Below are 23,469 nucleotides of genomic sequence, written 5' to 3'. Positions count from 1 at the left end.
TCATTTTGCGGTGTAAAAAAGAATATAGGTAATTTTAATACAAAAATCCCCGCAAGTGCGGGGATTTTTTATCTTTTTTTATTTCGTTGGATCACAATTTAAACTAAGTAGCATTAACTCTCGTAGCGCAACTGAAAATTTTGCAAACTCGTGAGTTTGCCCAATTCTGAAATCGTCAAGAATGTGTTGCCAGCGAGATAATGGTTGCTCATAAGCATCAAACCAAGAATCTAACAAAGCTTCAACATCTTCACATTTTTCATCAGTACGTAAAATAACACCCGTTAAAGCACGTTGCTGCCAATCTAGCTCTTCTCTAAATGAAGCTCGAGCTAGTGCTTGCCAATGATTTGAAACTGGCTGTTTATTAATTTGATCTAAGAACCAATGTAAATCTAAACGCGCACCTAATTTAAAGTATAAGTGAGAAATTAAGCTAATTGGTCTGCCGTCTTGTTCAATCAAATCAGCTAAGTCCATCGCAGAGAATAACGTACTTAATTGCGATACTCTTCGAGCGACATTTTTAGGTGCTCCAGCATTGACCAAGTCGTTTTCAACACGTTTTAACATCTCAACTTCATCTTCAATTAAGAAGTCATTTAAATTTTCTGACATGACATCAAACGTAGAACGGAAAAATTTAATTGTTTGAGCAATATCCATTGATTTATTGCGGTGACGTAAAAACCATCTGGTTGCACGACGTACTGTTCTTCTTAACTGAAAAAGCATTTCAGTTTGGACCATGGTAGAGATCTTATTATCTAAATTACCAATTTGTTCCCAATAAGAAGAAAGCTCAAACACTTCACTAGCCATCGTATAACAATTTGCAATTTCAGCAACAGATGCACCCGTTTCATCACTCATACGGTGAACAAAATTAAAGCCCATGTCGTTACCGATATTATTCGCTAAATTAGTCGCAATGATTTCAGCGCGTAATGGATGCTCTTGCATTTGTTCACGATATTTATCTTGTAAATCATCAGGAAATGCTTCAATTAATAAACGATCATGATACGGGTTTTCAGTGATCTCAGGACAAACAAGATCTTCTTTTAACACCATTTTACTATAGGCAAGTAACACTGAAAGCTCAGGTCTTGTTAACCCTTTACCTTGTGCTAAACGATCAGCAATTTCTTCGTCATTTGGAATAAACTCTAATGAGCGGTTTAATTTGCCTGTACGTTCCAGTGCATTAATAAAACGAGATTGTTCTTTAAGTTGTGTAGAACCTCTCATTTCGGTAATTGAGATTGAATGTGTTTGACGGTAACAGTCTTTAATAACGAGGTCAGATACATCATCAGTCATATCAAATAGCAATTGATTACGTTGCTTTAAGGTTAAATCACCGTTTTGTACTAAACCATTTAATAAGATTTTAATGTTAACTTCGTTATCTGAACAATCAACACCACCGACATTATCGACAGAGTCAGTGTTAATACGGCCACCATTAGCAGCATATTCAATTCGACCAAGTTGAGTTAAACCAAGGTTACCACCCTCTCCTACTACTTTAGCGCGTAGTTCATTACCATCTACACGTAAGCCATCATTTGCACGATCACCTACTTCAATGTGAGACTCTTTACTTCCCTTAACATAGGTACCAATCCCACCATTCCATAATAAATCTACTTTCATTTTTAAAATGGTTTGGATCAACTCAATAGGCGACATACTCTGCTTTTGAGTACCTAGCATTTTCTTAATTTGCGGCGTTAGCTTTATCGATTTAGCAGAGCGATTGAAAATACCCCCACCTTCTGAAATAAGTTTCTTATTGTAATCTTCCCAAGTGCAACCTGGTAAATTAAATAATCTTTCACGCTCTTTATATGAACTTGCCGCATCAGGTGACGGATCTATAAAGATATGCATATGGTTGAAGGCCGCCTGTAATCGAATATGTTTTGAAAGCAACATACCATTACCAAACACATCACCAGCCATATCTCCTACACCAATGACGGTAAAATCTGTTGTTTGACAGTCAATATCCATTTCACGGAAATGACGTTTAACAGATTCCCACGCGCCTCTAGCGGTAATGCCCATGCCTTTATGGTCGTAACCAACACTGCCACCTGAAGCGAAAGCATCCCCCATCCAAAAGTTATATTCTTCTGAAATACCGTTAGCAATGTCAGAAAATGTTGCTGTGCCTTTATCAGCGGCAACAACTAAATACGGGTCATCTTCGTCATGACGTACAACATTCGATGGAGGAATGACTTCCCCTTGAATAATATTATCGGTAATGTCTAATAAGCCGCGGATAAAGGTGCGGTAACATTCTTTACCAGCTTCAAATATTTCATTTCGATCACCTGTAGGTAGTTGTTTACAAACAAAACCACCTTTTGCCCCCACGGGAACTATGACAGTATTTTTAACTTGCTGTGCTTTCACTAAGCCCAACACTTCAGTGCGGAAATCTTCACGTCTGTCTGACCAACGTAAGCCACCACGCGCTACTTTACCACCTCGTAAATGAACACCTTCTACTTGTGGAGAATATACGAATATTTCAAACGCAGGTACGGGTTGTGGTATATCTGAAATAACACTTGGTGTAATTTTAAATGAAATGTAAGGTTTTTCTTCGCCATTATCATCAGGTTGGAAGTAATTAGTTCGAATAGTCGCATTAATCATTTCAACGAAACGACGAATAATGCGGTCATCATCTAAGTTTGCAACGTTATCAAGTGATGATTCAATTTCTTCTAATAACTTAGCAATTGTTTTAGGGTTTTGTTTACCTTTAGGCTCAAAACGCAACTCGAAAAGTTTAAGCAATAGCTCGGCTATATTTGGATAACGCGCAAACGTATCTTCAATATAGTTTTGGCTAAACGTACCACCAATTTGACGTTCATACTTTGCATAGGCACGTAAAATAGAGACTTCACGACCAGCCAATTGTGCGCCTAAGATTAATCGGTTAAAACCGTCATCTTCAAGTTTACCCGTCCACACTTTTGAAAATGCATCTTGGAACAAGGTTTGTACTTTTTCTAAACTAAAAGCACCATCACCTGTTAATAACATCGAAAAGTCTAATATCCAACACATTTCACCGTCTGCTGCACGAACAGCATACGGACTTTCACCAATCACACGTAAACCAAAGTTTTCTAGCATTGGAAGCACGTCAGATAAGTGCAATGGCTCACCAGTATGGAATAGTTTTAGTTTAACAAAATTGCTGTCTGCTTTTTCTTCTTGCGGTTGGTAAAAAAGCATTTCTAACTTGTTGTTGCCTGAAACTGCTTCTAGTTTTTCAATATCAACAATTGCTGAACCTGGCAATACTTCATCTTTATATGCTTGAGGAAAACTGACATATTTGCGGCTAAGTGCTTTACCTTTTTCTTCACCTTTATGCGAATTTAAGGCATCAGCTAGTTTATCATCCCAGCTACGCGCTGCTTGATTCAAGTTATTTTCAAGTTCTTTCACGTTAATATCTGCTTTTGTTGAATTGACTCGCACAGTGTAGTGTGTTCTTGCCTGAGGTGACTCAGAGAAAAATGTTGTAAACTCTACTTCTTCATCACTATCAAAGGCTTTTTGAAGAAGTTTTTGAGTTTGCACACGTAATGCCGTGTTGTAACGTTCTCTACGCACGTAAACCATACAAGAATAAAAACGATCGAATGCATCTCTTCGAATAAACAAACCTGAATAATCACGTTCTTGCATTTGAAAAATGCCTAACACGTTTTTCAATAATTCTTCTGGGCGCGATTGTAATATTTCATCTCGTGGATATGTTTCTAAAATATTAATCAAGGTTTTATAAGCATGTGTATCTTTCGCATAACCTGAGTCTTCACATACTGCTTGTACTTTAGATTTAATTAAGGGTAGCTCCAACGCACTATTGGTATAGTATGCAGAGCCAAATAAACCAAGAAAGCGCTCTTCACCTATTACATTACCTTTTGCATCGAAGCGTTTGATACCGATGTAATCAAGCAACGCTGGACGATGTACTCGTGAGCGAGAATTTGTTTTGGTTAAAATAAGTAAGTTATCACCTAAAGCAATTTCACGAGCAGATTCACTTAACTTTGAAAGCAGCCGTTCTTTAGTACCTTTAGAGTTTTTCATCAGGCCGAGACTAGTTTCATCATCAGCAGATAACGCCATGTCTCCTTTTAAGGATTTAACATCATAGGAACGATAACCTAATAGGGTAAAGTTGTTATCTAAAATCCATTTTAAAAACGCCAAACTTTCAGACTTTTCTTCATCTGAACAAGGTAGTTTGGCTTTTTCAGTGCGTTGAATAACATCTTTAAGTTTAGTTGTCATTGGTTGCCAGTCAGCAACTGTTATAACAATATCGTCGACAACTGATCGTAATTCATCTGCAATAGTATCAAGGTCAGATTGCTCACTTTGTCTATCAATTTCAATAAAGAAAACGGTTTCTGTCGAGGTTGCTTTAAAACGCTTATTTGAAGATGAGCTTAGCTTGGTAATATTACCGCTTTTATCTCTCACTAGCTTAATTGGATTATTAATCATCAAGTGTGGCGATAACCCTAAACGGGTAAGAGCAATACGAACAGAGTCAACCAAAAAAGGCATGTCACTGACAATAATTTCAATAATGGTATGGCTTGATTTCCAACCATTTTTAGACACTTGAGGATTAAACACCTTAATAACAGGTTTTTTATCCTTATGCCCATTCAGAGAGTTCCAAAGACTTAATGTTGCACCGTACATATCGCTATCGTTTCGATGCGCTAAATCTTTATGAGAAATATTGTTATATAACAGTTCAGCAAACTGCTCAACTAAAGGAGCGGTGTCTGCAGGAACTTTTTGCTGTATTAACTGTGCTACGTTCGAAAGTATCACTGAGGGTAAACCATCTACTAACGCCATGCCGTTTTCCTTTTGGATAAAACGTGTGAAATAATTTGTATAATTTTATATTTATGTCTATGAGCATAGACTATTTGATGAATTTTATTAATAAATTTAAGCGATTGCGAGAGATATTTTTTAATATTTACTAAGAGTTCACAAGTAAGCGTAAAGCTTTATATGCAGTGATAGTTGTTTATTCACTTGTTATAAATAGAAAATGGCCTTTCGGCCATTTTCTCGTTTATTTATGCAGTTTAATTTATATAAAAAATTTAGCTTACTTGCCTTTTATCTCGCCACAAGAAACTCGCTATCGCGGGTAAAATAGTAATCGCGGCAAGCATGTTCACTAAAAACATAAAAGTAAGTAATATTCCCATATCCATTTGGAATTTGAGATCTGAGAAAAACCACGTTGAAACTCCAATAGCTAAAGTTACACCGGTAAATAGTACTGCGCTGCCTCTTTCTTGAAGTGCATTTAAATAGGCTTCATTAACAGTCATACCTTCTCGTAAACGAACGCTCATCGTTGACAGAATATAAATACCATAATCAACACCAATACCTACACCTAATGCAATAACCGGTAATGTTGACACCGTTAATCCGATATCTAAGACTGTCATTAACCATTGTGCGAGGGTAGAGACAATAAATAAAGGTAAAACCACCGAGATAGTTGCTCGAATACTTCTAAAGCTAATTAAACAAAGTAAAATTACCGCACCGTAGACATACATCATCATCGGCATTTGTGCAGCTTCTACCGCTTCATTAGTGGCAGCCATAACCCCTATTGGTCCGGAAGCAAGTTTAAATGTGAGTAAATCATTATTAAGTTCATCAATCGCTAATTTAGCTTGCTCTACCACACGAGTAATTGTTTCAGCCTTGTGATCTTCTAAAAATAAAATTATCGGCATTACAGAACATTCATTATTTAATAGACCAGTAGAGCTTGGAATATTAGAGAGTGCTTGGGCTATCGCGTAACGGTTAGGTGAAATAATACGCCATTTTAAGTTGCCTTCGTAATAGCCAGCATTAATCACCTTAAGTACTGAGGCTAAACTTACCGCTGACTGCACACCATTAACGTTCTCCATACGCCATTGTAAGGCATCCATCGTTTTTAACACTTCGCTATTGGTACAAGCGCTCTCTGTCGTTTCAACTAAGACCGACATGTAATCTACACTGATGGCATAACGATCGGTAATTAAAAACGTATCTTGATTATAACGAGATTCTTCATGTAGAGCCGGCGCACCTGCATGTAGTTCGCCAATTTTCAGCTGTTGTGAAAAATAAAAGCCTAATGAAAACAGTACGGCACTAATAATAAGAATAATAGTAGCAGGGCCACGCTTACTAAAACTGGCTAACCACTGCCAATGGTTATTACTGCTACTACGTTCATCTTTATCTTTAGCATTATGTTTGCTGACATCAAGGAATGAAATAACAATGGGCAACAACAATAAGTTAGTGAAAATGATTACTGCAACACCTAACGATGCAGTGATTGCAAGTTCTCGAATAATACCGATATCAATCGATAATAATGTGATAAAACCAACGGTATCAGAAAGTAATGCAGCAACCCCAGGTACCACCAAAGATTTGAAACTGAACTGAGCAGCAGCTTTCGTTGTAAACCCTTGTGCAACGCGTTTCCCTACTGCATTGATCATCTGTACCCCGTGACTAACACCAATGGCAAACACTAGAAATGGCACAAGAATAGACATGGGATCTAAGCCAAAACCTAATGTTGATAGTAGTCCCATTTGCCACACAACCGCAACAATAGAACACGCAATGGGTAACAGTGTTAACGATAGAGATCGGGAGAAAATAAATACCATGATAGCCGTGATAACAATTGCTACCGCAAAAAAGGTCACCACTCCTTTGGCACCGTCTGCAACATCACCGACCATTTTGGTAAAGCCGATAATATGTACGGTTATATTATCTTTTTCAAAAGGCTTTCTCACTTCATTTTCGAGCTTATTAGCTAACGCAATCGAATCAAGCTTTTCTCCTGTTTCAGGGTGATTCTCCATGAGCGTTGCTTTAACCATTGCACAACTGTAGTCGTCAGCAATAATTCGGCCTACAATGCCTGCTTTTTCTATATTGCCTTTAACAATAGCCAACCCCTCAGGCGTTGGTTGAAAGTCTGCAGGTACCACAGGACCACCAGCAAAGCCATCTTCTACAACTTCAACAAAGCGCGTGCTAGGAGAAAACAGTGATTGAACTTGAGTGCGATTCACCCCAGGAATAAAAAACAGTTGATCATGAACGCCTTTGAGGGCAGTAAAAAACTCTTGGTTAAAAATATCACCGTCTTTGTGGCACACCGAAATTAGGACATTATTCGCACCACCAAAGTTTTCTCGATGCTTGAGATAGGTCTGCATGTATTCATGGTTTAACGGGATATTTTTCGTGAATGCAGCATCTAATTTAATTTGTGAGGCTTGCACAATAAGAAACGCCGTGATCATCGCAAAAAGCGCTAATACTACACCACGTTTTCTAAATATAACGACTTCAATGCGATTGATAAGCGAATCTACATTCATATTATTTAGATACCTGTATTAATTTAATCCCAACTTCAGAAGCTACGATCAACTCATTTTTAAACATAATTCCTGCTAGCATTGCTTTACCATCTATTTGAGCATTATTGGTAAAGCTTACACCATCGTCTTGGCTTTCAAGTAAAACTCCGTTATTACCTAAAATATAGATGGTATTTTCGTCAGCAAGCACTATGTCATTAAGTAACGCTGTTTCACCTGACTTGGTATATTGCCACGGTGCGCCATTTTGTTGTGTTCTAAAAATATTTCCCCGCAAGCCAACAGATAATAAATTACCTTGTTGTGTGCGAATTATATCGTAAAAAGAGCCTTGATAAATTTTCTCTAGTCGCTGCCAGGTTTTACCGAAATCATTGCTTTTAGCCATTAATCCCAATTCACCAACTAAATACGTGGTACGACCGTCAAGATATATACGATTAAAGTGCGGTAAAATATTTGCGCGCTCATCTAAATACGCTTGTTCATCTTCTTGCTTTAATTCGTTGAGGTATTCTTTATCTTCATCGGATAGTAAAGAAATATGGTATTCACGTTGCCATGATTTACCCGCGTTAGTCGTTCGGTAAAATAATCCATAAGAACCAATCGCGACACCTTCTTGTTCATTTTTAAATACCACATCCATTAACGGCTTTTGTTGACCGGGTAAATATTGTTGAATTTTCCAGCTTTTACCACCATCTGCAGTATGTAAAATAACGCTGTCATGACCTACTGCCCAACCGATAGATTGATTAACCATAACAACAGCTGTTAATGTTGACTGCACAGGTGATGGAACTTGTTGCAAGTTATCAATAGAATCACCGCGAATAATATGCCCACGGTCACCTACTGCGACAAAAAATTCATTATCAACAGCCGTAATATCTAACAACAGTTTGTCAGCTGCCATTGATGACATAATGGCCGGTTTAGGGACTTGCTCACTATGAGCTACAACAGATAACAACAAGAAAACTGTCACCAAAATTTTTATCATGAAAAACCTTTAACCCTTGTTACAAAAAAGGCTGGCATTGAGCCAGCCGTTTATTACTAGATAAATATCTTATCTATTCTCAATGCGTAATGCTCTAGATCTAAACTTCGACTTTCTAAGTTTAGCTGAAAAGTCATACATTTTGTGCTCATTATCTAAACCAATAGCAATATAGCGTTTAGATTGTAAATCATGGAACACATCTAAAGTTGACCAGTGCGTTGGTACTTCGTAGTAATTAATACCATGTGCCATACCAACACGATACATTTCATCACGATCATCATAGATATCAGTGACTGCAATTTGCCAGCTATCTTCATCGATAAAGAAAACACGTTTCTTATAGATATGACGGGTATTATCTTTCAGATTAGCTTCTACAACCCAAACACGATGCTTTTCATAACGAACATATTCTGGGTTAATATGACCTGCTTGAACAATTTGTTCGTAAGTTAATTCATCACTATGCAAACGATAATCGTTGTATGGGATCAAAAGTTCTTGCTTACCTTTTAGTGTCCAAGTGTAGCGATTTGGCGCACCGTTGAACATATCAAAGTCATCAGTTGTTCTTAAACCATCTGACGCAGTACCTGGGGCATCATAAGCAACCGTAGGAGCTTTTTGTTCGCGACCAATACCTTTGTTATAAATCCATGCTTGACGCTCTGTTTTAATTTGATCCATGGTTTCATGTACAAGTAATGCCGTGCCCACTCTCGAATCTGGCTCAGTTACTTTTTGCTTAAACATGAACAAAATATTACTTTCTTCTAGTTTCTCAGGAGAGGCACCTTTAACACCATAAGGGATCATCAACTGTTCATCAAAGCCAATATAGGTGTAATCGCCTGAAGATGTAGGCATAACCTGTCCACCTTCGCGTGTTAAGGCTTCACCGCGATAGCGCAAAATATGATTCCAAATCGCTTCTAAGCCATTTGCAGGAATTGGAAATGGAATACCAACGGCTGCTTGGGTAATGCCATTACCTTGTTGGATCAGCTCACTTCGTGCAGCATTTTTTAACGTTTCATCATAAACGTGTTGCGGGTAAGATGCGGTACGGCGAGTTTGATATACGTTCATTTTGAATGTACTAGGATAGGTTTCAAATAATTTAATTTGACCTGGCGTTAATACGTTTTTATATTTCTCTAAGTTTTCTGCAGTTACCGTATAAAGCACTTTATCTTGCGGAAATGGGTCAAGATGATGCATACCTGGTTCATAACCTGCTGGAGGTGCTGTAATACCGCCTTTCCATGCTGGAATACTTCCATCAGCATTTGCACCGCGAACAGCACCAAATGGTGTTAATTCATTCGATAGTTTTTTTACTTGTTGTTCATCAACTTTAGCTTGCGCTCCAGTGGCAAATGCAAAGCTAACAGCAAGAGATAATAAAGTTATCTTTTTCATCTAATTTTGCCCTTATAAAGAATATTTAACATTGAAAGAAACGTAATCTCGATCTTCCATCTTATTTGTGGTTCCTACACCGCCCCAAAAGCCGTTATAGGAAATGTTAGCAGACCAGCGACTTTGGTAATCAAACGTGATACCTGCGCTAATTGACTTTCTATCTTCAACAAACAAGAACAATGGATCAGGGGTTATACCACTAACATCATGCGAAAACACAATTCTAGGTGATACATTTACACCAGCAAATACATTGTTGTAATCTAACTTGGTAACAATGCGGTAACCCCAAGCAAAATCATCAGGAAATGGATTAGTTTCAATACCATTTTGTAGTGCAACTTCTAAGCCTTCTTTACCTTCAATACCACCATTTCGAGCTGTACCGGGGCCATTTAAACGAAGTTCATCTTCACTTGGCATATCATGTATATGGATACCGCCCACTTCTAATAACGAAGTAAACTGATCAGCGCCTAATGAAGGACCCCAGAACTTAGACAGCACTAATTGCGCTTGTGTGGTATCTGCAAGGATAAAACCATTGGCTTTTTGGCCTGGTTCAAATACAGGCATTTGCGAAACACCATCGAGCTCAGGGCGATAACTAATTGAGTCAGGATGTGCTAATTGCTGTGGCATCGCTGCGAAAAGTAATTCAACATCGTCTATTTGTAATGGTTCATCTTGGCGATGAGACATTTCACCAGCAATGGCAAACCCTGAATATGACGTGTTGAAACTTAAACCATAAAGCTTAATGTCTTCAGGGTAATCTAACTGAACCTTTGAAAATGCGTGTAAGTCAGCATAGTTATCTTCGGTAATAGTCGTTTGACTTAATGTCGCAAGATCTTGCATCACGGCTTCTGTCGTGAAATTAGCGGTAATACCACTAAAAACTGGGCGTCGACTATGATAATTAATGTGATATAAGCTTAATTCAGTATCACCAAATTCAGGTAAGAACCAAGACAAACGAAGACCATATTGGCCACCATCTTCAGGGGCATTAACACCTTTAGCACCAGGGCCCTTTAAGGTTATTTTTGTTGGATAAGCCAGATAACCTGCAGAAGCTGCAGCAACTAATGATGGATCACCTGATTTGAGCATACCGCCAATTTCATTCAAACCTGCAATAACATAATCTAGATCCATATCTGGGTTACCAGTAAAACCTAGTTGTACATTATTATAATGCCCACCGTCACCGGCAAAATCATTGGTAGAGAAGTAAGTGCCTGGCGCAGGTAAAATGGTTTCTTCCCATGCATATTGGTAGAACATTTCAACACTAAAATCTTCTGTAACGCCTAATGAGCCCCAAACAGCCCCAAACGGAATAAATGCTTCTGTCAGTTCAGCGCCAGGTGCCTTCACACGCGAGATATCAATCGGGTTAATTTCACTAATACCGTGTGAAATAAGAAGACCTTCACCCCAACCGATAGTTTGCTGACCAATACGTAATGAAAAAGGCATTTCACCGATGTCATAATTACCAAAGAAATAAGCGTGTAATAATCTTACGTCTTGGCACACTTGTTCTTTTGCTTTGCTGTCACGGCAAGGATCATTACGATTCCCCGATACGGGGCTAGTCCACGGACGATCACCATCTGACATTTCGAAATCGTAGAAATACATACCGCGTAGAAAAACACCCCAGTTGTCTTTCTTTATTTCTAATTCGTGCGTACCTTTGAATAACTGAGAAAACATCTCTCCAGCATCATAGTTCAAATTACCTAAATCGCCATTATTTGAATAGCTACCCTGGCCTTGCCAGATAGTATTTGAACTTGGTGTAGGATTTAAAATAGGATGGTAGTTAGAAAAATCTAAACCATTTTTTAGATTATTTGAAATACCTACATTATCACGCCAGTTACGATCTTCAACACGCCAACTTGCACCTACAGAAAATTTAGAGGTAAATCGAATGTCAAAATCCCCTAATTCAAAATTAGCTGCAGACGATTGACTAGCAATAGACGATAAGATCGCTGCAGTAATTCCAACCGCCAGCGGCTTTTTATAAAAGCGTTTTAAAGGGCTTCGTTTCATTTTTTTCTCCCCAGACTCGAAACGGCATTATTATTGTTTTTATGTAAATTCTTTATGTTTGAGTGTTAACGTAAATTTATTATAGGTCAACATTTCACAATTGATGATAAAAATTCACTTCATTCAAGAGTGTAGTATAAAACAATAATTGCATCATTTTATCACCGAGGCAAGTGTAAAAGTGGTGAATAATTGCCTTAATTTTAAAGACTTGTATACATCTCAACCACATTTGCATGCACATGTTTTAAACGGGCGTTTAAAACACAAAGCTTAAAGCTAAACTTTTTGTTACAACCAATGACTTTTACAAGGTTATGATATTTTTGTGATGCTTCAATGAAACATCCGATGGTCAGACCACACGTTTAAAGCAATAACTCTATTTAGTTATTTTTTTTAACGAAACAAACTTATTATTTTCTGTTTGTAAGCAAAAATGCCCTTCTACCCCTGAACTTGTTAAAAAAGATCTTAAATGCATAGCGGGAAACTGTACGCGTTTCCCGGTTGATGAACTAACAATAATATCTTTCACTTTCCCTTGATAATAAGGTAAGTATTCATGAGTAGAAAGGTTGATATAAAAATAGTACGTTTGCATTATAAGTTCACGGAATCCAATTTTTCTTGTAAATCACGTGATAAATTTTCGATTGAGGCAATATCCTTTAATGCTTCACGCATCATCGTTTTATGCTTATCATTAAAACGTTTGTATTGAATTAAGGGTGTGAGTAACCTTGAGGCAACTTGCGGATTGATTTCATTCAAACGTTTAATATGTTTAGCAAGAAACTCATATCCTTTACCGTCAGCTTGGTGAAAATGCTTCGGGTTTTTTTGACTAAACACACCAATAAGCGATCTTGCTCTGTTTGGGTTACTCATCGAAAATAACGGATGTTGCTCCATTGTTGTTAACACATCGAAGATATTTTCACGGTCTGCTCGCGCCTGTAAGCTGAACCATTTATCCATCACTAGCGTAGTATCTTGCCATTTATCGTGAAAATCTTGCATTAATTTATCAAAAGTAGAAATAGCGTGCTTACTCGCAGACCCAAGGCTCGCTAAAGTATCTGTCATGTTATCAGACTGTTGATATTGCTCTGTCAACAATGGCTGATAATCATCAAGCATACTTAAATAATATAAACATTGATTTTTAAGAGAACGTTTCGCGGTTGCTGTACCGTGATTTTCATAAGGTTGTCCAGTGAAATTTTGATATTGTTCAAGTAATGAATCTTGCAAACTCCGTGCTAAATGAGTTTCTACCTGCTCAATGGCTACAATGACTTTTTGTGGGTCTATTTGCTCTAGGTATGCAGTAATCACATCAAACGAAGGCAAAGTTAACGAAGCTGCTTTTAAGGCAGGGTCTAACGTTGATGCTAGTAATTGCTGATACGTTAAAATTATACTATTAGGTAACTCATAGGTTGGATCGTCTATTAAACGAGTGATGAACCTTATCAACAACGTTTGCCCAGCATCCCATCGAGTAAAGTCATCAACGGCATTACTCATGATGAACATTAACTCATCATCAGGTTGTTCAAATTCTACTTTGACTGGCGCAGAAAAATTAGATAAAAATCCAACCACAGGTTTGTTCTGATAGCCATCAAAATGCCAGGTACCCTTTTCTTCAGTTAATCCTAAGAGGTGTGACTGACTCCCTTTTTCGTTTAGTAACTCAATTCGAATGGGAATATGCAAATGATGTTTTGTTTGCTGTGTGCTGGTTGGTTGATTGACTTGTTTTACTGTTAACGATAATTGGCCAGTATTTTGGTTAAATGATTCAGTTACTTGTAGTACCGGTGTTCCTGACTGACTATACCAATATTTAAATTGTGTTAAGTCTATCCCCGATGCATCTGCCATTGCATCAACAAAATCATCACAAGTGACCGCCATTCCATCAAAGCGGCTAAAGTATAAATCCATGCCATTTCGAAAATGCTCCTCTCCTAATAAGGTGTGTATCATTCTGATCACCTCAGCACCTTTTTCGTATACTGTCATGGTATAAAAGTTATTCATTTCTACAACTTTTTCCGGTCGTATGGGGTGTGCCATCGGGCTTTCGTCTTCTGGGAACTGTAACGCACGCAGATGACTTACATTATCAATGCGTGTTACCGATGCAGAATTCATATCTGCACTAAATTGCTGATCACGAAAGACAGTTAAGCCTTCTTTTAAGCTTAATTGAAACCAATCACGGCAAGTAACACGGTTACCTGTCCAGTTATGAAAATATTCATGCGCAATCACCGCTTCAATATTAAAGTAGTCAGTGTCAGTCGCACTTTCATGATCAGCTAAAACAAACTTGCTATTAAAGATATTTAACCCTTTGTTTTCCATCGCTCCCATATTGAAAAAATCTACCGCGACGATCATATATATATCTAAGTCATATTCAAGGCCAAAGGTTTGTTCATCCCAGCGCATAGAATGTTTTAAAGAGGTCATTGCATGGCTTGCTTTGTTGGCATTGCCTTTATCAACAAAAATTTCAAGTGCCACTTCTTTACCTGAGTTTGTGGTAAAGCTATCAGCAACAAGATCAAAATCACCAGCAACTAGTGCGAATAAATAACAGGGCTTAGGAAAAGGATCATGCCAAACAACAAAATGTTTATTGCCCTTTTCTCCTTGCTCAACTTTATTACCATTGGATAATAAATAAGGGTATTTAGTTTGTTCTGCAATCACCGTAGTGGTAAACGTTGACATAATATCAGGGCGATCTAAATAATACGTGATCCGTCTAAACCCTTCGGCTTCACATTGCGTACAAAAGGCATCACCTGATTTATATAGCCCTTCTAACGCGGTGTTATTTGCGGGATCAATCTGTGTATCAATTGATAGTACAAATTCCGTTAATTGTGGAGCAATTGTAATACGTAAACCAGATTCAGTGATTTGATAGTCTTTTGCAGGTACAGGTTGTTGATTAATCTTGATTGCTTTTAGGGTAAGGTGCTCACCATCTAGCATTAAATAGGTTGCATGCTGGTCAATACGTTCAATATGCATCACATTTGACACAAGAGTTTGATGATCATCTAAATCAAACGTTAAATCTGTTTGGTTTATGGTAAAACTACTGGGACTATAATCCGCGAGAATGCGCGCTTGAGCGGAAGCCATAAAATTTCCTTTATTTTGCTGTAAATGAAAAAGCCTGTTAATTCAGTAAAATTAACAGGCTCATCTTTGTAGCTGCTAATCGTTATTCATCAGTTATTCTTTTAATTTTAAATTCAAAATAACCATATGCAATAGCAATGAATGGATTAATTAAATTAAAGAAACAATACATGATAAATTCATAATTGGTCAGGGCTAGTGTCGCAAACATAAAAGCACCACAAGTATTCCACGGAATTAACGGGGAAGTGATTGTGCCAGAATCTTCTAAAGTACGGCTTAACACTAATGGCGAAAGTCCCCTGCGCTGGTATTCTTCTTTATACATTCTACCGGGCATGACAATCGCGATGTATTGATCTGATGTGATCAGGTTAGTTCCTATACAGGTTGCTACTGTACTTGCAATTAAACTACCTGTTGATTTTACCGCAGATAAAATAGACTCAACAAACTTGCGTAACATGCCTAAATGCTCGAGAACAGCACCAAAACTTAGTGCACAGATAACAAGCCATATTGTATTCAGCATACTTGACATACCACCACGACTAAGTAGCTGATCCACTTCGTCATTACCGGTATTTAATACAATACCATCGAAAAACGCAGTCCAAATAACCGTAATATTTGCTGTGCTTACCGAGGTGTCATTACCAGCAATTGTTTGAATAAGTTCTTGTTGGAAAACTAAAGCCCAAATACCACCAATTAAAGCACCAATACCAACAGCAGGAAAAGCTGGTAACTTTTTATAAGCTAACGCTAATAGCACAAATAACGGAATTAAATTGAGGGGAGAAATATGATAAGTTGATTGCAGCGTTTCAGTTAATAATTGAATATTTTCAGCAGTACCTGCTTCTACCGATGAATGGTTGAAACCTATGATTAAAAATAAAATAAGTGCGATGGAAATTGAAGGAATAGTCGTCCATAACATATATTTAATATGGGCAAATAACTCACTCCCTGCCACTGCTGGTGCTAAGTTCGTTGTTTCAGAAAGCGGTGACAGCTTATCACCAAAATATGCACCAGAAATCACCGCACCAGCGGTAACCGCAGTCGATAGTTCAAAGCCACCCGCAATCCCAATAAAAGCAACACCTACAGTAGCCGCTGTTGTCCAAGAACTACCAATACTCATGGCTACAATGCCACAAACAATACAGGCGGCGGCATAAAACCAGCTAGGATCAATAATTTGTAAGCCATAATAAATTAATGTCGGTACGGTGCCTGACAATAACCAAGTACCTATGAGAGCACCAACGGCAAGTAAAATTAATACCGCACCAAGGGAAACAGATATCCCTTTAACGATAGCTTCTTCCATAGATTTCCAAGTATGGCCATTGCGTAAACCAATGATAATGGCAACCCCCATACTGATCATCAAAGCAATTTGATTTGGTCCATACGAAGAGTTATCTGAAAAATAGGTTACCGCAGCAGAAAGTAATATAACGAGCACTACGATTGGAATAAATGAATCAAGCATTGAGGGTGCTTTAGGTGGATTTTGATTTGTCATAAAATGTCTTTTTAATACTTAATTATAGTTATAAGTTAGCAAGCATAACATGCCGTGCCTTAAGACATTGTGCAAGTAATTTGTGCTGAAAAGCAGTGAGAATGCGATATTTTTCTTACTGTTGCTCAATTGTTGTACATTGAGGAGGTTACATATAAGAAAGCCGCCTAAATGGCGGCTTTCTTATACTCAGTCTTTACTGTTATTTTTTGCTACTTTTCCCAATGAGACAAAATCAAAGGTGATGCGTGCAGTTTCCTCTAAAAATGGATCTAACTCTTCGAGCTCTTCAGGTAAATCATCTAAATTTTCTACTTTTTCAAGACCTAGTGCCACTAAACGTTCATTAGTTCTTGCCAGTTGTTTCGCCTTTCTTTCATCACGTTTAGCTTCACGTTTAGCTAAATTTAATGACACGGTTTTGTCGTCTTTTTCTGCTTGATATCGTGCAATGTCTTCTAACAGATAATTGAACTCTCGATTAGATTTCACGCGTTCTTGATACAACGACGTTAAATATTCAACATCAGTTGAAACATCCGTTAATGATTTGAAGTTAGCTTTAGGTACCATATCCCACGGTAATGCATTTTCCTCTTTGCTTTCACCCCAATCTTCTGGGTCAATCGCAGTGGGAAATGCAATATCAGGCACTACACCTTTATGTTGCGTACTACCACCATTGATGCGGTAAAACTTAGCAATCGTGTACTGTATACTGCCATAAGGGTTTTCATTAATATCATAAATTCTAGCAATGGGTCTGTGCTGTTGAACAGTCCCTTTACCAAAAGTCTGCTCACCAATAATAACCCCACGACCATAATCTTGAATTGCCGCAGAAAAAATTTCTGATGCGGATGCACTATAACGGTCAACCATAACGGTTAATGGCCCGTCATAGTATGTAACACCATCTTTATCACTATTGATAGAAATACGATTTGCACCATCTCGAATTTGCACTACCGGACCACGATCAATAAATAACCCGGTCAACAATGTTGATTCGGTTAACGAACCACCACCATTGCCACGTAAATCAATAATAATCCCTTCTACGTTCTCGGCATTCAGTTTATCAATTTCTTTTTTCACATGTGCAGAAAGGCCATTGTAAAAACTAGGTATATCTATCACACCCAACTTTTTACTATTCTCATCACCTGGCTTTTCGTAGATTACTTTTGATTTCGCTGCCCTGTCTTCCAAGACAATTTTATCACGAACAATTGATACAACTTTAATACTTGATTCATCAACTGCTTGACCAGGCAAAACCTGCAATCGAACTTTCGTCCCTTTAGGACCTTTAATTAAATCAACCACATCGTCTAGTCGCCAACCAATCACATCTTCAAACTTTTCATCACCCTGTGAAACACCAACAATGCGATCTTTCGGTTTTAATTGGTTCGATTTATCCGCCGGTCCACCGCTAACAACACTCTGAATAACGGTATAATCTTCTTCTGCTCGAAGCACTGCACCTATCCCTTCTAAAGATAGGTTCATTTCCATTTGAAAACGCTCTGCATTTCTCGGAGATAAATACGATGTGTGAGGTTCAACTACACGCGCAAAGCTGTTCATCACTAATTGGAAAACATCTTCGCTTTCGCTTTGTTTTAAGCGTTTAATCGCGTAGTTATATCGCTTCGTTAAAATTTCTTTAACTTTATCCCACTCTTTACCTGTTAATGTTAAATTTAGCGCATCATACTTTACTTTTTGACGCCACAATTCATTAAGCTCGTCTTCAGACGTTGGCCACTCTGCGTCTTCGCGGTCAAAAGTATAGGTTTCATCTTTAGTGAAATCGAAAGGTGTTTCCAATAGGCTTAACGCAAATTGATAACGTTCAAGCCTACGTTGTAAGTTAACATTAAAGATATGATACGGAATATCTAATTTTCCACGAGCAACAACCGTGTCAAAATCATCTTTATGTTGTTCAAATTCAGTGATATCACTGGCAAGAAAAACATTTCGACCATAATCAAGTTGCTTTAAATAACGATCAAAAATTTGTTCGGACAAATCATCGTTAATTTTTACTGGCTTATAATGTGAACGCGAAAACTTAGCAGCAATTCTTTTGCTGGAGACAGCATGCTGACTCTCTGGCGCTAAAATAGGCAGAGAAGTCTCTTGGTCATTAGAGAATGCGAAAAGATTAACGCTAGAAAACGTTAATGATATGGCAAGTGCGGTACGACAAATTTTTAGCATGCTTGCTACTCCAAATTATTCAATGTATATGTTCTTAACCTGTGTTTTGACAACCATTCCTGAACTTAGTTGCACCGAAATATCATTGCCTGAAATTTCAGTAATTACTGCGTCCATCGGTGCATTACCTAGTTGAACTTTAACGGCTTTGCCAACGTTTACTGCGCTAGCATCGACAGGTTTAAGTTTAGCCGCTGGTTTAGATTGCGCACGTTTAGATGCACTAACAGTTTTATATTTTGCTTTATCTTTAGCATTTGATTTTGCGTGAGAACCCTTATTTTCAGGCGTCTTACCTTTATAAGGCTTTTTCTTTTGACTGTCTTTAGGATTTTTGTTACCAAATTTTTCTTGGCTTTCTTTTAATGATTTTGCGGCATGATCAGCTTGCTCTTGATCAATCTCAGCAACCTCGTTTCCATCAATATCAATGCGTTGAGCACCAACTTTGATAGCCTTTAAGTAGCGCCAACTACTTGTATAATGTCTTAAGGCTTGTCGTAACCGTGTTTTACTCACGATTTCATCACCTTCAAGCCGTGCAGCTAACTCTTGAAATACACCTATTTTTAAAGGTTTTGCTGGGCCTTCAACCGAAAAGCATGCAGGAAATTTTTCCGCTAAATGCGCGATAATTTCTTTCGCACTTGTGCGTTTGTTTTCTTTTTCTGCCGGCTGTTCTGTAACCGCTTCAGTTTCTGTTTTCGTTTCCATAATAACTACTTAATTAATTTATTCGTCGTTTAAATACTGTTCACGATTCATTAGTAAATGTTGACACCAATCACTGATGTCATCAAGTGTTAACTCTGCTAATGCCTCTTGCCCAATCCAATGTTGCCAAACTAGCTCTAAAAGCTCGCTTAACTCTGCTGGATCAATATCTTCCTCAGCGTAATCATATAACGTATGATAAAGCTGATTTATGTTTTCTGTTGCTTGTTCTTCATTGCCGTCCCAGTCACCAACGACTTCTTCAGAAACAAGGTAATCATGTATGACAACAAGCTCTTTCATAATGCTTGTTGCTCTAAATACAAGGTTTGTTCAAACACTTTCACTAAGCTTTCCAGCCCTTGTTGATCTTCTACATCAAACCTATCATTAATTGGGCTATCTATATCTAATACCGCGATAACTTTTTCTTGATGATAGACAGGAATAACAATTTCTGAATTACTTGCTGCATCACAGGCAATATGCCCACTAAATTGATGTACATCAGCAATTCGTTGTGTTTTTCCTTCACTTGCAGCCGTACCGCAAACACCTTTACCGAGAGGAATACGTATGCACGCCACTTTCCCTTGGAAAGGACCTAGCACTAATTCATCTTCGATTGAACGATAAAAACCTACCCAATTAACATCAGGTAGGTATTCAAACAATAATGCACTGATATTAGCCATATTAGCTACCATATCATGTTCGGTGCTTATTAACGCTGAAACTTGTAGCTTCAGTTGTTGATAAAGTTCGATTTTTGACATTCTAACACGTCAGCCTTTAAAATTGGCATAACATACCTTGATAAAGGCTGAAATTAAAGCTTTATGTGCGAGCCAGCCCAAATAAACCTTATTTCTACAAAATTATTTGAAATGTTATCGCAACTTGTGCAGAAACTGAACGTTCTGTAGCTTGAGAGTTAAAACCGGCTTTAGATTCCATCGCTGCCATACGATACACTGAAGGTGCATGATAACCAGTCTCCTTAATTGACATAACTTTTCCTACCGATACACCAAGTTGCTTAGCAATATTCCTTGCTTTAGCTTTTGCATTATCAATAGCTTGTAATAATGCACGTTGGTAAAGTGCATCAGGATCACTAAAACCTAGCTGTATGGGGGAAATATTACTGACACCTATTTTTACCAAGTGTTCTAAAACACTGTCGTATTGCTCAAGCGAATTTAGTTTTACAGAAATAGTACGGGCAACATCAAAAAGTCTTATTTTTTGTACTTTCTTTTCTTGCTTTTGTAACGGAAATTTTACTGTATTATTGTGACTAGCGCGGTGTTCTAATTCAGCGTTTTCTATCATAACTTCTGGTTTTTCAAAAATAGGATACATACGTAACATTGACGAATCAATGTGAGACTCGGACACCCCTTGCTTGATAAACATGCTGACGACTTGTTCACTTTTTTTATCAACAATTTGCTTTACTTTGCTAGCGGCGATGCCACGTTCTTTAATACTAATTGTTAAGGAAAATTGATCCGGCTGAGCTTTCACTTCTGCTTTGCCTATTACTTCTATGCCTTCATCTGCGCTTACAGCACTAGACAAAACGAGACTTATTATTACACACGTTTTTATCAATAATTTCATATTACTTTCCTTTCTTTGATTCTAGATTAACTTTGTCTAAAAACTCGACTTTTTGCTCAGTAGATGCTTTTTTCCACCAATAATGAAGCATTTCAAGCGGCATCTTATCGGTAAATTGATGAATCGAATCTGAATGGCTTTTTTCTGTAACTTGTTGAGGTAGCTTTTCATCCTGCTGACTTATCAGGCGTGTAGATTTATCATGTATTGTTAGATCAAATTGATTGCTTTGTTGCGATTTGTAATCTTTAACATCGTATAATGTGTGATTGATGTTTCGCTGGTTTCGATCAACTAAAAGAATGGTTGGCTTCTTTGCGTAGGCTCTTACCTGTGTTTCAGAGTTAAACTCTGGTACAAGCAGTGTTAAGTCTTTTGCTGTTTTAAGCGTGAAAATAATCACGAATGGCTTAGAGTAAATGATGGTATGGTCGTCGTTTTCAACATCCTCAACCAATTCTTTAAATTGTAAGTGCAATTCATTTAGACCAATACTAATAGCGTATGAAGTACTTCGGTCAAAAAAACTTGCAGTATATTGCGTATCGTTAACTTGCAATACTTTAATATTCGCCGGTATTTTTATTTCACTTGCAATGGCATGTACCGACACAAAGTACAACAAAGTCAAATTAACAATGAAATTCTTACCCATAATCAATTCCTTTGAATAAAACTAACCCTAGCAAATAACCTAAGGTAAGTAACAGACCTTAAGTAAATTCAAGACAACAACACTGACTTTACCAGTGTTGTTGTCTAGTTTACAGAAGTCAAAGCCAATAACTGTAATCAAAAGTAACAACTGTTATTAGGCCCTGTTGATCTTTTCCGTTTATTGGTATTTAGACAAGGCATTGCGATTAATCTGTGGTTATTCCACATGAAAAAGCAATAACGACGTATAAATGACAAAAAACGCTGCTCTTTGGGTTCAACTAAAGCGCTGAAAAGTCATGCAGGTGTATTTCCGTTAAAAGCTATCAGCAGGTATTCGTACCCAACCTTCCATTAGCACGCGTGCACTCCTACTCATAGTCACTTTTTCAACTAACCACTTATCGTTAATATATCGCGCACTTGCACCTACTTTTAACGTACCCGACGGGTGGCCGAAATTAACACTTTCTCGTTCACCACCACCTGCGGCTATATTGACAACGGTCCCGGGAATTGCTGCAGCTGTACCAATAGCAACAGCCGCTGTCCCCATCATAGCATGGTGTAACTTCCCCATTGATAACGCACGCACATTTAAATCGATGTCATCGGCTTGGATCTGTTTTCCACTAGATGCTTGGTAACTTACTGGCTTGCCAACAAAAGCAACTTTAGGTGTGTGTTGTCTACTTTGCGCCTCTGCTACCGTTTTGATCAAACCCATTTTTATCGCACCATAAGCACGTATAGTCTCAAAATAGCGAAGGACTACTTCACTACCATTAATATCACCTTGTAGCTCTGTACCAAGATAACCAATATCTTCAGCATGAAGGAAGATTGTTGGAATACCCGCATTAATCATAGTCGCTTTAAATGTGCCTATACCCGGCACTTCCAAATCATCAATAATATTACCGGTAGGAAACATTGCGTCATTAGGATCAACCGGAGAAAGAAATTCTACTGGTACTTCAGCTGCGGGAAAAGTAACGCCATCCAAGGCAAAGCCTCCAGTTTCTTGCACCTGTCCATTATTAATGGGAACCTTAGAAATTATTGTTTTAGCAATGTTTTTCTGCCAAATTCTCACTGTACAAAAACCATTGTCTGGAATATTACGTTGATCTACTAGTCCAGACGTTATAGCAAACGCACCAACGGCAGCCGTTAAATTACCGCAGTTTCCAGACCAATCAACGAACGGTTTATCAATAGCAACTTGACCGAATAAATAATCAACATCGTGATCTTTTTCTTCTGATTTAGACAATATCACTGCTTTGCTAGTACTTGACGTTGCACCACCCATTCCATCTGTATGTTTGCCATAAGGATCTGGGCTTCCCATCACACGCAGTAATAACTTATCACGCGCAGTTCCTGCTTTTTGACATGCTTTTGGAAGATCGGACATATTAAAAAATACACCTTTAGATGTTCCACCCCGCATATAGGTCGCGGGTATTTTAATTTGTGCTGCAAAAGACATTTTAATTTCCTTAACTAAAACGTTA

At 37.9% G+C, this 23,469-nt stretch carries 15 protein-coding genes; all 15 read right to left on the bottom strand.

Annotated features, from left to right (window positions below):
- Window positions 1-78 precede the first annotated feature (78 nt).
- A complete protein-coding gene (locus BI291_RS13750) occupies window positions 79-4,920 on the bottom strand; it encodes an NAD-glutamate dehydrogenase (protein WP_074499344.1) in 4,842 nt (1,613 codons plus the stop codon).
- Window positions 4,921-5,177: 257 nt separating this feature from the next.
- Window positions 5,178-7,502: an RND family transporter gene (locus BI291_RS13745; protein ID WP_074499343.1), complete on the bottom strand. Its 2,325-nt coding sequence runs from the start codon at window positions 7,500-7,502 to the stop codon at window positions 5,178-5,180.
- A 1-nt stretch (window position 7,503) separates the two neighbouring features.
- Window positions 7,504-8,511, bottom strand: coding sequence for a YCF48-related protein (locus tag BI291_RS13740; protein WP_074499342.1), 1,008 nt, complete (start codon window positions 8,509-8,511; stop codon window positions 7,504-7,506).
- Window positions 8,512-8,580: 69 nt separating this feature from the next.
- A complete protein-coding gene (locus BI291_RS13735) occupies window positions 8,581-9,939 on the bottom strand; it encodes a DUF1329 domain-containing protein (protein ID WP_074499341.1) in 1,359 nt (452 codons plus the stop codon).
- Between the two features lie 12 nt (window positions 9,940-9,951).
- Window positions 9,952-12,012 (bottom strand): DUF1302 domain-containing protein, encoded by a 2,061-nt coding sequence (locus BI291_RS13730; protein WP_074499340.1) that lies wholly within the window; start codon window positions 12,010-12,012, stop codon window positions 9,952-9,954.
- Between the two features lie 382 nt (window positions 12,013-12,394).
- Window positions 12,395-12,616, bottom strand: coding sequence for a DUF2835 domain-containing protein (locus BI291_RS13725; RefSeq protein WP_074499339.1), 222 nt, complete (start codon window positions 12,614-12,616; stop codon window positions 12,395-12,397).
- Window positions 12,616-15,183: an aminopeptidase N gene (gene pepN / locus BI291_RS13720; protein WP_074499338.1), complete on the bottom strand. Its 2,568-nt coding sequence runs from the start codon at window positions 15,181-15,183 to the stop codon at window positions 12,616-12,618. Before pepN ends, BI291_RS13725 begins: the two co-directional genes overlap by 1 nt.
- 82 nt (window positions 15,184-15,265) lie before the next feature.
- Window positions 15,266-16,720, bottom strand: a complete 1,455-nt coding sequence (gene nhaC, locus BI291_RS13715) for a Na+/H+ antiporter NhaC (protein WP_074499337.1) — start codon at window positions 16,718-16,720, stop codon at window positions 15,266-15,268.
- 189 nt (window positions 16,721-16,909) lie between these two features.
- Window positions 16,910-18,952 carry a carboxy terminal-processing peptidase gene (gene prc / locus BI291_RS13710; RefSeq protein ID WP_074499336.1) on the bottom strand — a complete coding sequence of 681 codons (2,043 nt, stop codon included), beginning with the start codon at window positions 18,950-18,952 and terminating at the stop codon, window positions 16,910-16,912.
- A gap of 15 nt (window positions 18,953-18,967) precedes the next feature.
- Window positions 18,968-19,666 (bottom strand): RNA chaperone ProQ, encoded by a 699-nt coding sequence (proQ, locus tag BI291_RS13705; RefSeq protein ID WP_074499335.1) that lies wholly within the window; start codon window positions 19,664-19,666, stop codon window positions 18,968-18,970.
- A gap of 18 nt (window positions 19,667-19,684) precedes the next feature.
- Window positions 19,685-19,969, bottom strand: a complete 285-nt coding sequence (locus BI291_RS13700) for a hypothetical protein (RefSeq protein WP_074499334.1) — start codon at window positions 19,967-19,969, stop codon at window positions 19,685-19,687.
- The gene (locus BI291_RS13695; RefSeq protein ID WP_074499333.1) at window positions 19,966-20,442 is read right to left on the bottom strand and encodes a GAF domain-containing protein; all 477 of its coding nucleotides are present in this window, start codon (window positions 20,440-20,442) and stop codon (window positions 19,966-19,968) included. The genes BI291_RS13700 and BI291_RS13695 overlap by 4 nt, the downstream gene beginning before the upstream one ends.
- Before the next feature lie 94 nt (window positions 20,443-20,536).
- Window positions 20,537-21,292: an SIMPL domain-containing protein gene (locus BI291_RS13690; RefSeq protein WP_074499332.1), complete on the bottom strand. Its 756-nt coding sequence runs from the start codon at window positions 21,290-21,292 to the stop codon at window positions 20,537-20,539.
- Window position 21,293: 1 nt separating this feature from the next.
- Complete coding sequence (locus tag BI291_RS13685; protein ID WP_074499331.1) at window positions 21,294-21,947, bottom strand: DUF2057 family protein; 654 nt, start codon at window positions 21,945-21,947, stop codon at window positions 21,294-21,296.
- Between the two features lie 318 nt (window positions 21,948-22,265).
- Window positions 22,266-23,444: a 2-methylaconitate cis-trans isomerase PrpF gene (gene prpF, locus BI291_RS13680; protein WP_074499330.1), complete on the bottom strand. Its 1,179-nt coding sequence runs from the start codon at window positions 23,442-23,444 to the stop codon at window positions 22,266-22,268.
- Window positions 23,445-23,469: the final 25 nt, after the last annotated feature.

The sequence above is a fragment of the Thalassotalea sp. PP2-459 genome, from assembly GCF_001913705.1.
In the GTDB taxonomy this organism is placed as follows: domain Bacteria; phylum Pseudomonadota; class Gammaproteobacteria; order Enterobacterales; family Alteromonadaceae; genus Thalassotalea_C; species Thalassotalea_C hakodatensis.
This window is presented reverse-complemented; position numbering and strand designations above follow the sequence as displayed.